This is a genomic window from Weizmannia sp. CD-2023, assembly GCF_036225245.1.
In the GTDB taxonomy this organism is placed as follows: domain Bacteria; phylum Bacillota; class Bacilli; order Bacillales; family Bacillaceae_C; genus Weizmannia; species Weizmannia faecalis.
Map to the genome: position 1 here is coordinate 1 of NZ_JARTJQ010000020.1, position 13,693 is coordinate 13,693.

Below are 13,693 nucleotides of genomic sequence, written 5' to 3' on the forward strand. Positions count from 1 at the left end.
GTTACAATATAGAACATGCCAATAGCCAAAACTACACAGCCATGAAAAATCATTATTTATTAGTTCAAATAACAGATATTATTAGACAGCTGTTTGAAAAAGGTTCGTCAATCTTAAAAGCACTCAAAAAAACGGCAAAAGAAAAATCCTCAAATCTGTTGGAATCGTTTCGGACACGCATTTTAACAGACGAGGATTTCACCCATTTAAGTAAGCCAATACAAGTAAGGTTTACTTAATGGTTATATTATAGCAAAGGATGTGATGTAAAAAAAGGTTTTTTTGAAGTTATCCACAATTTTAAAAAAGAAATTTGCAAATTCGGCTCTTTTTGACTTTGAAAGCAGAAAAAATAGATGGAAAAATTTTCTAAATGTGGATAAGTCATTTTATCATAAAACATCTAAAAATTGATGAATTTACTCTTCAGAACTGAGGTGCATGCAAAAGATTTGCATCTTGTGAAATTTTGAGCTATACTCATTCCCAATCAAGGTCAAAGCAAATCAAAACGCTTTGATTGTTTTTCAATCTCATTAGTCAAAGATAGTCAAAATCAAACCGATCAAAGGAGGAATGTTTGATGTTATGTGACAAATGCCATCAAAACGAAGCGACGATCGGAATGCATATAAATGTGAACGGAAACCAAAAAACATTGAACCTATGCCAGTCCTGCTACCAAAAAGAACGTGCAAAATTCGAAAACAACTGGGGAGGCATGTTTATGAATAACGGATTTGGAAACTTCGGATTCGGAGGATTCAACGACCTCTTTAACCAAATGAATGCCAACGGGTTCCAGCCGAACGGCGCGAAACAAACCGTACAAACGCAAACACAAGGCGGTGGCAACGGACTACTTGACCAGTTCGGCCGCAACCTGACCGCCGCTGCACGGGCCGGGCAAATCGACCCTGTTATCGGCCGTGATGAAGAAATCGCCCGCGTCATTGAAATTTTAAACCGGCGCAATAAAAACAACCCGGTGTTAATCGGCGAACCTGGCGTCGGGAAAACCGCCATTGCGGAAGGGCTCGCTTTAAAAATTGTTGAAAAACAAGTTCCGGCTAAACTGCGGCATAAAGAAGTTTACTTGCTCGATGTGGCTTCACTTGTTGCAAACACGGGCATCCGCGGTCAATTTGAAGAACGGATGAAAAAATTGATTGCCGAACTCGAACAACGGAAAAACGTACTTCTGTTTATTGACGAAATTCACCTGCTTGTCGGCGCAGGTTCTGCAGAAGGTTCGATGGACGCTGGCAATATTTTGAAACCGGCGCTTGCCCGCGGCGAAATCCAGGTGATCGGCGCGACAACTTTGAAAGAATATCGGCAAATTGAAAAAGATGCCGCACTTGAACGGCGTTTTCAACCGGTACAAGTCAATGAACCGACCCTTGAAGAAACCGTCATGATTTTGCGCGGCTTAAAAGACCGGTATGAAAACTACCATCACGTTGCCTATACCGATGAAGCGCTTGAAGCTTGTGCGAAATTGTCGCACCGCTACATCCAGGACCGCTTCCTGCCGGATAAGGCAATTGACCTGATGGATGAAGCCGGTTCGAAATTGAACCTGACGATTGCGGTTCCGAGCAAAGAAGATATCCAAAAACGGCTTGCTGAAATTGCACAGGAAAAACAAACTGCGCTTGCAACAGAAAACTATGAAAAAGCAGCTGAATTGAAAAAAGAAGAACAAAAACTGAACGAGCTGGCTACTTCCGGCCAAGTTGAAGCCAAACCGGTTGTCGATGTCATGCAAATTCAGGAAATTGTCGAAAAGAAAACGGGTATTCCGGTCGGCAAACTCGAAGCGGATGAAGCGAAAAAACTGCAGCATCTGGAAGAAAACCTTGCTAAAAAGGTGATCGGCCAGGAAGAAGCCGTCCGGAAAGTAGCGAAAGCAATCCGCCGTTCGCGTGCCGGCCTGAAAGCGCAAAGTCGCCCGATCGGTTCGTTCCTGTTCGTCGGCCCGACCGGCGTCGGAAAAACGGAACTGACAAAACGGCTCGCGGAAGAACTGTTCGGCACGAAAGATGCGATGATCCGGCTTGACATGAGCGAATATATGGAAAAACACAGCGTCTCGAAACTGATCGGGGCACCTGCCGGCTATGTCGGTTATGAAGATGCCGGCCAACTGACGGAAAAAGTGCGCCGCAACCCGTACAGCATTATTTTGCTCGACGAAATTGAAAAAGCGCACCCGGATGTTTTGAACATGTTTCTGCAAATTCTCGATGACGGGCGCTTAACCGATGCCCAAGGGCGGACGGTCAGCTTCAAAGATACCGTCATCATTATGACGAGCAACGCCGGCACCCAATTTAAGCATAAAACAGTCGGATTTGCTAAAAGCGAAGCGATCAAAGAATCGAATATTCTCGATTCGCTCGGCGACTTCTTCAAACCGGAGTTTCTGAACCGTTTCGACAACATTGTCGAATTTAAACCACTTGAAAAAGAACATTTGGTTAAAATTGTTGACCTGATGCTCGGTGAACTGGATGAAACGCTGAACGAACAAGCGATTACACTTGACGTGACAGCAGAAGCGAAAGAAAAAATCGCCGAACTCGGTTATGACCCGGCATTTGGGGCACGCCCGATCCGCCGCGTCATCCAGGAAAAAATCGAAGACCGGATCGCCGACTTTATCCTCGACCATCCGGAAAGCAAAAACTTAAAAGCGGAAGTTCGCGAAGGCGACATTGTCATCGCGGAAAAATAAAGCAAAAACCGGCATGCGGACACAGCCCATGCCGGTTTTATGCATTCCGGCAGATGGACAACACGGGCCGTCTGCCGGATTTTTTTATGCCTGTAAATAGATCGAACGCAGTCCAAACCTGATTGTTGTAATCAATCGGAAGAAGGTCGGGTTCTATTCCCCGGCACAAAACCAGTCCAAACAAAAAGGCGGGAAACATATTCATCCGGAATATTGATCAGGGATTCATCCGCACTCAAAGGAGCAAAATCAAGATGCAAAAGGTTGGAAGCAGTTCCCCTGTTCGTTAAACAATCTGCATGGCTTTATACGTTTTTCTCGCTTCAGCCAAATTGAGCCGCTGCACTTTTTCATACAATATGAATGACATTTCCCGAATAATCACCATTTCGGATGACCGGGTATTGTACTGCTTCCGATAGGCTTCATACTCATTCATGAGCGAATCCAGCTGCTGACTGCACTGAACCGTTTTCTCATGCGTCAGGCCCAGTTTTTTCCCAAGTTCCATCATTTCCTGGCGTTTTTTCTGAATCCTGTACAGATACTTGTTCTCCTCTAACATGTGCGTGTCCACTTCAAAATTCTCCTTTAGTTCTCTTTTTCTATTGAATGATTGTTATCCCCCGATTATGCTTCAAAAATGTGAGGTGTTACACATGGAAAATGGCGGATGATACTGCCGGTTTTCCGCATGATGGCATCGTGACAAAAGTTGCGCTGCAAGCCGGAAAGGCGCAAAAGCCCTGCCCCCATCCTGCTTATTTTACCATTACTAAAGTAGTATCGCAGGTCTTGACGGAAATGTAAATACAATCGCAATATTAGACAAAATTTTCACCAAAAATTTTCACATCTCCCGAAAAAACCACCCGTTTTTTACAGCTCTATGTTTTTTTTGGTCATGCAGTGGAAAAATAAAAGAGAAAAAGACATGAAAGAAGTGAAGCAGATGGCTAAAAATTTTCTACTGGCAAAAGCAGCCGGGTGGTTATTTCGTTCAAAAGCAAAACAGTATTTAAACGACCAGGAAAAAACCGGTGATCTGGTTAACCGCGCGGAGAAAAAAGCGCTCTCCAACAAAATCACGCTCGCCAATATGTGGAGTAAAATCCGCATCCTTTTCCAGCTTGTCAGGGCATGGGCAAAAGGCGAATACCGCACTGTTCCGTACCGGACGATTCTCATGATTGTAATCGGCCTTATTTATTTCGTATCTCCCATTGACATCGTCCCTGATTTTCTTGCCGGTGCGGGCCTTGTTGACGATACCGCCGTGCTCGCTTTTCTTCTGACGCAAGTGACCCCGGATTTGGAAAAATTTTTGCAATGGAAAAACAAAAGAGAGAAAAGTTGAGCTGAAGGCCGCGCGGGACTTTGAAAAACGATACCCCTTTTAGACAATCGCCCCTTCAAGACGGAGCAGGAATGCTTTTTGATCGATCCGGCTCCCGGCATAGCCTGTTAACGACTTGTCTTTTCCGATCACGCGGTGGCAGGGGATCAGGATCGGAACAGGGTTTTTCCGGTTCGCCTGCCCGACGGCCCGCACGGCTTTCGGGTTCCCGACAGCCTCGGCGATGTCTTGATACGAGCACGTTTCTCCATACGGAATTTTTTTCAGCGCTGCCCAAACCGCCATTTGAAAGGGAGTGCCGGAAACAGAAACCGGCACATCAAAACGGGTTCTTTTCTTTGCAAAATACGCTTCCAGTTCACTGGCTGCGCACAGAAGCAGCGGGTGGCGGGGTTCCGGCATGCCCTCTTCATCTGTTTTTCCGAAAGAAACGGCCGTAATGCCCCTTTCATTCGCCCTTACTGTTAAAGGTCCGATTGGGCTTTCCAGCCAAATAAAAGCCATTTTCATCACCTGCTTCCTGGTGCACGGGAAGAAAGATATGAAAAGTTGTGCCTTCCCGCACTTTGCTTTGAACTTGAATGAAGCCTTTATGCTCCTTTATAATTTTATAACTGATCATCAAACCAAGTCCGGTTCCTCTTTCTTTTGTCGTATAGAACGGCTCGCCCAGCTTTTCTATTTTATCGTCCGGGATGCCTTCCCCTTCATCGCGGATGCTCGTATGGACAAGCCCTTTTTCCTTTTCGTAACAAATCGCGATATCTATTTTGCCCCCATCCGGCATGACTTCTATTGCATTCTTAATAATATTGATAAAGACCTGCTTGATCTGGTTGCCTTCGCAATAAACATCCGGAAGTCCCTCGTCAAAGTGGCAGGAAATCTGGATATTGTGCATCAGCGCCTGGGCGTTCAGCAAACCAATTGTATCGCGCATGATTTTTCGGACATCGTGATTTTGGAACTGGATGGCCTGCGGCTTTGCCAGCACCAGAAAGTCGGTAATAATCGCTTCAATCCGCGCCAGTTCTGATGTAATCACATTAAAATATAATGAATGCTCTTCCTCTTTCATGCTGTTTTGCAGCAATTGGATAAAACCTTTTAAAGCCGTCATCGGATTGCGGATTTCGTGGGCAATGCCGGCCGCGAGCTCCCCGACAATATTCAGGGTATCCGATTTGCGAAGCTGCTCCTGCATCGCCCTTCTTTCAGTAATATCCCGGATGACCGTTAAATTCATATTTGACGTCAGGTTCCCTTTTGACGTAATCTCATAATATTTCGTTTCATTGGCTTTTGAAGCAGTAAACAAATAATCTGCCGTCCCGTTCTCTTTTAACTGAAAAAGATGGCGGAGAAAATCTTTTTGCATTTTTTCGTCATTGGTAAGCAATAAATTTTGGATTCTCTTCCCGATCGCATCTTCCCGGCTGCAGTCGAAATAGTTTGCAGCTGCAGGGTTGATATCGACAATTTTCAAATCCCAGTTCCATAAGACCATCCCGTCGATCGATCCTTCGAACACTTTCCGGAACCGTTCCTCGCTGTCCCGCAGCGTCTGTTCCATCTTGTAACGGCTGCTCACGTTGCGAAAAATGGTCATATGGTAATTTTCCGCGCTAATATACCGGGATGTAAACTCGAGATGCTTCAGCTGCCCGTTCGGCATTTTAAACAGCAGTTCTTCGCGGGCCGCCGGGATTTGGTTTAGCCTGTCGAACTTCCGGCAATTCCCACCGTTTTCGACATAAACAAAATCGCTCAGCTTTTTCCCGACAAACTCTTCCATTGTACACTCGAAAATTTTTAAAGCTGCTTCGTTCGCCAACAGGATCTGTCCGTTTTGATCCCAAAATACAATTGCATCCATTGCTTCCAAAAAAAGGGTTCGGTAAAGCTGCTCATGATCTCTTAATACAAGTCCCCTTTTCTTTTGACTCATAAACTGATCTGTTCCCAAATTTGTTCTCTCCTTCTTCATAAGAAGCATGCCCCTGAATTTATGATATTTCTGTTCACAACAAATGTCTGGAAAAGTCTGCTGCATAAGGGTTTCCAGCTGCTATTTAAGAACATATTCTTTTTGAGAAGATATGTCAAATGAAATTGGCAAGATGGATGATATGGTGATAATTCGTGGTCCAACGGTGGAATTCCTGCTGCCATTTCCGCAAAAAAGGATGGCGGCTGCCATCCTCATTTTTTATTTTTTTTTGCATTTTTTCTTTTTTTGCCGGTTCCGCTTTCAGCCATGATTTCATATATCTTCCCGGCATTGATGTCCCCGAATTCCAGCCCCGCTTCTTCCCGGACATTTTGTTTCCTGCGGTTCATGAACGCCCTTTCCTGCCTTTTTTTGAATTCCGGTTTGCCCCTTTCACCGCTTCTTCCCCGCGGGCAAATTCCGTGGAGAAAGCTGTTTCAGCCAGATTCTCTTTCGGGGTTTTGTTATTTTTCGCGGCTGCATCAAATTCCGCTTTTCGTTTCGCCATGCCGTCCCCTCCATTTCAGGTTGCCTGCATCATTAGCATGCCCGCGCACCACCGCCCTTATGGCTGCAATATCTGTCAAAACCGGCTCAGGGTGCATGCAAATACAACTGTTTCCAAACATAATTCTTTCCTGCAAGCCGATACTATTCATAAAGGCTGAAGCCGCAATACGGGCGGCAGAAAGAGGAGCCAATTTTTTAAAAAAAGGAGAATGATGATGGCGAGAAACAGCAATAAATTGTTGGTACCGGGGATTGAGGCATACATGGACCAAGTAAAGTATGAAATAGCGCAAGAATTTGGCGTGCAGCTCGGATCGGATACCGTATCTCGGGCAAACGGATCGGTAGGCGGAGAAATGACAAAACGGCTCGTGCGCGAGGCCCAGTCCCGCCTTTTGGGGCAAAATCCGGAATAAAAGAAAAACCGGCAAAGCGGGATTCGCCTGCTTTGCCGGTTTTTTTACATCTGTTGCTGCTTTTTACCCGATTTCCCGGCGGATTGCGCCTCTTTATTGCGATTTTTTTTGCGGACGGAGAAAAAATAGCCGCCCGCTGCGATCGCAAGCATCACCGCCCAGAAAATCAGTTTCCACAAAGCAGACTCCGGGAAATGTTCATCAATCAGCCCGACGCCCGGGTGTGAAAGCGTAAAAACGAGCAATTTCACCCCGACCCAGCCGACAATCAGAAAAGCGGCATCTTCAAGGCCCGGATATTTTTCCAGCAGGCGGACAAACCGGTTGGCAGCAAAGCGGATTATCACCAGTCCGATCACCCCGCCTAAAAACATAACGCTGAACTGTCCGCCGTTAATTCCCCCAATTTGAAACGAGCCGGCCGGGGACAGCGTCACAGCCATGGCCACAGCTGCAAGCATAGAATCAATGGCAAACGCAATGTCGGCGAGTTCCACTTTAAAAACGGTCATCCAGAAAGAAACCGGCTTCGATGCGGCTTCGGCAAGTTTTGGGCCATTTTCCCGGTGCTTTTTTACAAAATGGTGGATCATAATAAAAAACAAGTAAGCGGCCCCGACAGCCTGAATCTGCCATATGTTTGCAAGAAACGAAATGAGAAACAGGGCAGTGAACCGGAATACAAATGCGCCCAGAAGCCCGTAAAAGAGCGCTTTTTTTTGCTGCGCGTGCGGCAGATGTTTGACCATCACCGCCATCACGACCGCATTATCCGCAGCTAAAATTCCTTCCAGTCCGACCAATACGCATAACACCCATGCATATTCGAATAGCATTGATAAATCCATTCCACAAAGTCCTCCTTTGCCGGCACCCGGAACCATTGCCCTTACAGATCAAAAGCGGCATTCCGGTCCAAGACGCGTACCGGCGTGATCAGTGAAGTGCCACTTTTGACAATTTCCTGTAAAGACAAAAAGCAAGACCTTTGCCAGTACAGGCAAAGGTCTTGCTAGACATCCGAATGGTGCCAACAAAGCCGATGACCGCCGAAACGGATCATGTAATGACGACTTTGTTTTAAGTGTGCCATGCACACTTAACGCTACTCCCCTTTGACAATTGTCAAAAGTATTCTGTTATTTTGATTATATGGGATCCATCCATTTCCGTCAACTATTTTTATGCGATTTTCGCGTTAAAATTATGCGGAGCAGCCCGCCGGCCAAAAGTCCAGGGATGGTGCAAAGCATCGGGAAAAAAACAGGCCCGGGCATCTTTTGCCGGACGATAACCGCAGGGGAGAGCATTAATCCGAGCGTTACAAAGTAAGCAGCAAACACAAAAGGCAGATAACTATACGGCTGAAGATTACCGCGGGCCATTTTATATGCATCCCACATGGCAAAAAAGTATAGACAAGGATAAAACATCAGCCATCCGTAATCGACAATGTTGCCGGCTTCCCTTGTTCTTCCGAGAAAACTGAGCATGATCGCTTCATTAAAACGGCTGTTCACATTAATCAGAAACTCCATAAAAAGAAACATGATGCCCTTCACATAACGGCCCGCCAAAAGCTGGGCAAACCCTGGCAAGGCAATGTTCCAAACAATCGCCTCAAGCGGTGCTAATTTTTTCATGCACATGCCCCTTTAAAGCTGAAGTTGGCTAGTCATAATCCTCCCGTTTTTACGTGTTCTTATCATGCCCCGGAAAAATGCAAAAAACACTGTACGGCAAAGCCGCACAGTGTTTTTTAATTCATCGGATTATACAGTTTAATGTCGGGATGCTTGTCCGTGAACCAGCGCAATGCAAAATCATTTTCAAATAAAAACAACGGTTTTCCGAAACGGTCTTTCACAAGCAGACTGCGCGAACTGGAAAGGGATTCGTCCACCGTATCCCCCTCAACCCAGCGCGGAATTTTGGAACCGATCGATTCCATTACGACATCGGAGTTATACTCATTTTTCATGCGATGTTCGAACACTTCAAACTGCAGCTGCCCGACCGCCCCTAAAATATAATCTTCCGTATGCCATGTGCGGTACAGCTGGATCGCGCCTTCCTGAACGAGCTGGTTGATCCCTTTATGGAAACTTTTTTGTTTCATCACGTTTTTCGCCGATACTTTTACAAACAGTTCCGGTGTAAATTGCGGCAGCTTTTCAAATTGGACCGGCTGTTTCCCGGAGAAGATTGTGTCGCCAATCTGGTATGTGCCGGTATCATACAGGCCGAGAATATCGCCGCTAACCGCTTCTTCAACCGTGCTCCTGTCATCCGCAAGAAACTGGGTTGACTGGGACAGTTTCATTTGTTTTCCGGTTCTTGCAAGCGTGACGGACATGCCGCGTTCAAATTTTCCAGAACAAATACGGATAAACGCAATCCGATCGCGGTGGGCGGGATTCATATTCGCCTGGATTTTGAACACAAAACCCGAAAATTGTTCGCTTAACGGATCCACCACCCCTTCGTCCGTCTTTCTTCCTTGAGGGGGCGGCGCAAATTGAAGATACGTTTCCAGAAATGTCTGCACGCCGAAATTTGTCAGGGCACTGCCGAAAAAGACCGGCGTCAGCGTGCCGTTTGCAATCCGCTTCTCCGAAAATTCATTGCCCGCTTCATCGAGCAGCATGATTTCTTCCAACGCCTGGCCATACAGCGCGTTTTCTTTGATCGGGGCATCCCCTTCCACTTCACCCGCTTCATTTAACGCGAGAAACCGGTCCCCTTCTTCCACGCGGAACTGCTCGATGCGGCGGTGATAACGGTCATAAATGCCGAGAAATTCTTTCCCCATGCCGATCGGCCAGTTCATCGGATACGATTCAATGCCGAGGATTTCCTCCAGTTCAGCCAACAGCTCAAGCGGCGGTCTCCCTTGGCGATCCAATTTATTGATAAACGTAAAAATCGGAATCCCCCGCATCCGGCACACTTTAAACAGTTTAATCGTCTGTGCCTCAATCCCTTTTGCAGCATCAATGATCATAACGGCGCTGTCGACGGCCATCAGTGTCCGGTATGTGTCTTCACTGAAATCCTGGTGGCCAGGCGTATCCAAAATATTGATCCGTTTTCCCGCATATTCAAACTGCATAACGGAAGAAGTAACGGAAATGCCCCGCTGCTTCTCGATTTCCATCCAGTCGGAAGTCGCAAATTTCCCGGTTTTTTTACCTTTGACCGTCCCGGCAGCGCGGATGGCCCCGCCAAACAGAAGCAGCTTCTCTGTCAATGTTGTTTTCCCGGCGTCCGGGTGGGAAATAATCGCAAAAGTCCTTCTTGATAACACTTCATCTTTAAATCCTGCCATATGTCAGTTCCTTTCAATCATTGTAGAGTAGGTTTATTTTTGCATCGTTTTTTTACATCGGCCCTCACCTTTCTAATGAACAGTTAAACAATGCACAAATCATCCGGCCATTGGAGACTGTACATAAGCATACAACAGTTTTTCCTTATTCTCAATGGAAGAAATCTGCCGGAAACGGCCACTTCTTGCCTTCATGGATTGCCGGATGCCATCAGGCACGCATCAAAAACTGCCGGATGCCTTCTGCTCCCCGTCCGGCCCCGCCCAAGGCAGTACCACGGTGAAAACAGTGCCTTCCCCAGGTTTGCTATCAATAGAGATGTCTCCGTTATGCTCTCTTACAATCTGGTAACAAACCATTAAACCAAGCCCGTTGCCGCGCTCTTTTGTCGTATAAAAAGGCTGGCCGATTTTTTCCAATTTTTCCGGTGGGATCCCGATTCCCTCATCCCGGATCGCAACGGCTGCACGTTCCCCGGCCACCGAAAGTTCAACGGTCAGCGTTCCCCCCTCTTCCATCGCCTCCAGGCCGTTTTTGATTAAATTCACAAATACCTGCTTCATTTTTGAATCGTCACAAGAAATAAAAATGGGCTGCGACGGAAAAACCGTCTCAATTTGGATGTTTTTTCCGTACGATTGCGTCTCCATTAAAACAAGCACTTCATCAAGCAATGTTTGCAGGCAGCAAACTTTCATATCCGATGCTTTCGGCCTGCCGAGAAAAAGCAGCTCGCTTGAAATCATTTCAATCCGTTCAATTTCATTTTGCATAATATCAAGGTAATGGCCAGTATCAATCACGCCCGCCTGCATCAGCTGCAAAAAACCTTTAATCGAGGTGAGCGGATTCCGGATTTCATGCGCAATGCCCGCGGCAAGCTGCCCGACCATGGACAGCTGTTCAGATGATACAAGATAATCGTATAATTCCTTGACCACCGTCATATCCTTCGTCAGCAAATGGATATGGGGCTTTTCGCCATATTTTAGATCTTTAAAGACCGCATAAGTGGACTCCACCCATTTGTAATCACCGTTTTTCGATTTCATCCTGTACATGAAAAGGCCCATTTCTTCTTTCTCTCCATTTAGAATGCCTGCCCATTTGTTGTGGTCATCGTGGTGCATCAAAGCAGAAAAAGGCCTTCCTACCCAGTCGCCGGCATCAAAACCCGTTACCGTCTGCATATCAGAGGAAATGCTTTTTAAAATACCGTCCATTCCGACAACAGCAGAAAAAAGATGAAAGCGGAGCGGGAGATCCATAAATTCATAATGTATTTTTCCGACACCCATATTTTTGCACCTGCCTATCTTTCTATCAATCCGTATTTCAAGCTTTTTTGAAATGAACTTTCATGCTCAATATATGTCTGATGAAGACCGGGCATTCCTGTGATTATGTATATATATTTCAACTATATATCTTTTTCAACAAAAATATCCATTTATTTATAAAATTTTATGTCGAATCCTCACTGTTTATCAACCGTTTCGACATGTGATACAATGAACGTATCAAGATAAAATGAGAAAAGGAAGCGATGCTATGCGTTTTGCAACCGTTGGAACAAGCTGGATTACCTCTGCTTTTATTGAAGCAGCAAAATTATCCGGAAAATTAACCCTTGAAGCCGTTTACTCGCGCAAAAAAGAAAGCGCTGAACAAATGGCGGAAAAACATGGCGCACCGAATATGTTTACGGATCTTGAAGAAATGGCAAAAAACGAGAACATTGATGCTGTTTATATCGCGTCGCCAAATGCGCTCCATTTTGAACAAGTGCTCGTTTTTCTGAAAAACAAAAAACACGTCATTTGCGAAAAACCGATTTTTTCGAATACGGAAGAATTTAAGGAAGCTTTTCGTGTTGCCGATCAGAACGGTGTATTTTTATTTGAGGCAATCCGGAATATCCATTATCCGAATACTGCCCTTTTAAAAGAAAAATTAAAGGATGTTGGCCAGATCAGAACCGGAATTTTCCAATATGTGCAATACTCTTCCCGCTACGATAAATTCCTTGCCGGCGAAGAGCCAAACGTATTCTCGCGGAACTTCTCCGGTGGGGCATTAATGGATCTTGGCGTCTATCCGCTTTCGCTTGCGGTCTGGTTATTCGGCGCACCGAAAGACAGCCGGTACTTCCCGGTCCTTTTGCGGAACGGCATTGACGGGGCTGGCACCCTTGTCCTGCAATACGAAGGGTTCAATATTACCGTGATCTGCTCAAAAATTTCCCATTCTTATATTCCGAGCGAAATCCACGGCGAAAAAGGCAGCATTATCATTGAAGGCATCTCAGAATTGGAAAAGATGAAATTTGCCGATGTGCGGACAAAGGAGCCGGTCCTCTTCTCGCGGGAGCAGGAAGCGCAAAATATGATGTATGAAATCAATGATTTCGCCGATATCATCGCGCAAAATGACAGGAAAACGTATGAAACCTTGCGCCAGTCCAGTTATGAAGTCCTTTCGGTTATCGAAAAATCGCGGAAGCAAAACGGGATTATCTTTAAAACCGACAGAAACTAAAACCGGGCCGAAAAAAAGATTCCGGATCGTACCGTGAGCTTAAGCGCAAAAACCGGGCAACAGGCCGCGCGAAATTTTGAAAACAGACGGCAGTGGCAAGAAGCGAATCTCCTTGTCCTTGCCTTTGCGTTTTTAAAACCGGAGAAAACCGGGACGGCCGGGGGGAATGCCGCCTGGTGCTATCGTTATTAAACCAGATAAAGCCGGGAAAGTTACCACCATTCGCAACTTGTTTATAATTATTATTGTTTAATATTGACTTTTAAATGATATATATTATAATAAAAGTATAGCAAGACCAAAACCGGGGAGGAATGAAAATGTATATTGAAACAGCGTTAAACGTGCAAGTTGCAAACTGGAGCGTCCTGTATACAAAACTGCACCACTACCACTGGTATGTAAAAGGCCCGCTGTTTTTCACGCTGCACGTAAAATTTGAAGAACTGTACAACGAAGCTGCTACGGTGGTCGATGATTTTGCAGAACGCATCCTTGCGATCGGCGGAAAACCGGCTGCTTCTTTCAAAGAATTCCTTGAACTTGCAACCATTGAAGAAGCAAAATCCGGCTTAACCGCTGAACAAATGGTGGAATCTCTTGTAAAAGACTACAAACAGATCGCCGTCGAACTGAAAAAATTGATCGCACTTGCCGAAGACAATCAGGATTATGGCACGGCTGACATGGCGACAACGCTCGTGGAAAACGTTGAAAAAACCATCTGGATGCTGAGCGCGCTGCTCGCTGTACCGGTTACGCAATAAACCCCCAAAACGGCCCTGTTCTTCAAGAATGGAGCCGTTTTTTTTC

Annotated in this window: 15 protein-coding genes and 1 riboswitch; of the genes, 6 read left to right on the forward strand and 9 right to left on the reverse strand. The window is 45.7% G+C overall.

Annotation, left to right across the window (positions count from 1 at the left end; all coding sequences use genetic code 11):
- Positions 1-239, forward strand: a 239-nt coding sequence (locus P9687_RS02375) for a transposase (protein ID WP_328228858.1), incomplete at its 5' end; no start/stop codon positions are given.
- 344 nt (positions 240-583) lie between these two features.
- Positions 584-2,740: an ATP-dependent Clp protease ATP-binding subunit gene (locus tag P9687_RS02380; RefSeq protein WP_328228656.1), complete on the forward strand. Its 2,157-nt coding sequence runs from the start codon at positions 584-586 to the stop codon at positions 2,738-2,740.
- A gap of 286 nt (positions 2,741-3,026) precedes the next feature.
- Here the strand turns inward: P9687_RS02380 and P9687_RS02385 are convergent, their stop codons facing one another.
- Complete coding sequence (locus P9687_RS02385; RefSeq protein ID WP_035189548.1) at positions 3,027-3,317, reverse strand: aspartyl-phosphate phosphatase Spo0E family protein; 291 nt, start codon at positions 3,315-3,317, stop codon at positions 3,027-3,029.
- Between the two features lie 357 nt (positions 3,318-3,674).
- Here P9687_RS02385 and P9687_RS02390 point away from each other — a divergent pair, with 357 nt between their 5' ends.
- Positions 3,675-4,097: a YkvA family protein gene (locus P9687_RS02390; protein ID WP_168985970.1), complete on the forward strand. Its 423-nt coding sequence runs from the start codon at positions 3,675-3,677 to the stop codon at positions 4,095-4,097.
- Positions 4,098-4,136: 39 nt separating this feature from the next.
- Here P9687_RS02390 and P9687_RS02395 read toward each other — a convergent pair whose 3' ends face one another.
- From P9687_RS02395 to P9687_RS02410, 4 genes are all read right to left on the reverse strand, one after another.
- Positions 4,137-4,607, reverse strand: a complete 471-nt coding sequence (locus tag P9687_RS02395) for a methylated-DNA--[protein]-cysteine S-methyltransferase (RefSeq protein WP_168985969.1) — start codon at positions 4,605-4,607, stop codon at positions 4,137-4,139.
- On the reverse strand, positions 4,546-6,063 hold the full coding sequence (locus P9687_RS02400) for a PAS domain-containing sensor histidine kinase (protein ID WP_014095638.1): 1,518 nt from the start codon (positions 6,061-6,063) through the stop codon (positions 4,546-4,548). Before P9687_RS02400 ends, P9687_RS02395 begins: the two co-directional genes overlap by 62 nt.
- A 236-nt stretch (positions 6,064-6,299) precedes the next feature.
- Entirely contained in the window at positions 6,300-6,437 is a 138-nt protein-coding gene (locus tag P9687_RS02405; protein ID WP_014095639.1) for a hypothetical protein, read from the reverse strand.
- Positions 6,434-6,595 carry a hypothetical protein gene (locus P9687_RS02410; protein ID WP_014095640.1) on the reverse strand — a complete coding sequence of 54 codons (162 nt, stop codon included), beginning with the start codon at positions 6,593-6,595 and terminating at the stop codon, positions 6,434-6,436. Before P9687_RS02410 ends, P9687_RS02405 begins: the two co-directional genes overlap by 4 nt.
- Before the next feature lie 217 nt (positions 6,596-6,812).
- On the opposite strand from P9687_RS02410, the gene P9687_RS02415 reads away from it, so the two are divergent.
- Positions 6,813-7,013: an alpha/beta-type small acid-soluble spore protein gene (locus tag P9687_RS02415; protein WP_014095641.1), complete on the forward strand. Its 201-nt coding sequence runs from the start codon at positions 6,813-6,815 to the stop codon at positions 7,011-7,013.
- A 44-nt stretch (positions 7,014-7,057) separates the two neighbouring features.
- On the opposite strand, the gene P9687_RS02420 is transcribed toward P9687_RS02415, so the two are convergent.
- The 4 genes from P9687_RS02420 to P9687_RS02435 all read right to left on the reverse strand — a co-directional run bounded on the left by P9687_RS02420 (position 7,058) and on the right by P9687_RS02435 (position 11,640).
- Positions 7,058-7,861, reverse strand: coding sequence for a TerC family protein (locus tag P9687_RS02420; protein ID WP_017552145.1), 804 nt, complete (start codon positions 7,859-7,861; stop codon positions 7,058-7,060).
- 129 nt (positions 7,862-7,990) lie between these two features.
- Positions 7,991-8,139: riboswitch (yybP-ykoY riboswitch) on the reverse strand.
- A 46-nt stretch (positions 8,140-8,185) separates the two neighbouring features.
- On the reverse strand, positions 8,186-8,656 hold the full coding sequence (locus P9687_RS02425; RefSeq protein ID WP_014095643.1) for a hypothetical protein: 471 nt from the start codon (positions 8,654-8,656) through the stop codon (positions 8,186-8,188).
- 116 nt (positions 8,657-8,772) lie between these two features.
- Positions 8,773-10,341: a peptide chain release factor 3 gene (locus P9687_RS02430; protein WP_014095644.1), complete on the reverse strand. Its 1,569-nt coding sequence runs from the start codon at positions 10,339-10,341 to the stop codon at positions 8,773-8,775.
- A gap of 222 nt (positions 10,342-10,563) precedes the next feature.
- Positions 10,564-11,640 carry an ATP-binding protein gene (locus P9687_RS02435; protein ID WP_035189564.1) on the reverse strand — a complete coding sequence of 359 codons (1,077 nt, stop codon included), beginning with the start codon at positions 11,638-11,640 and terminating at the stop codon, positions 10,564-10,566.
- Positions 11,641-11,893: 253 nt separating this feature from the next.
- Between P9687_RS02435 and P9687_RS02440 the strand changes: the two genes are divergently transcribed.
- On the forward strand, positions 11,894-12,880 hold the full coding sequence (locus tag P9687_RS02440; RefSeq protein WP_168985968.1) for a Gfo/Idh/MocA family protein: 987 nt from the start codon (positions 11,894-11,896) through the stop codon (positions 12,878-12,880).
- A gap of 320 nt (positions 12,881-13,200) precedes the next feature.
- Positions 13,201-13,647 (forward strand): Dps family protein, encoded by a 447-nt coding sequence (locus P9687_RS02445; protein WP_013858877.1) that lies wholly within the window; start codon positions 13,201-13,203, stop codon positions 13,645-13,647.
- Positions 13,648-13,693: the final 46 nt, after the last annotated feature.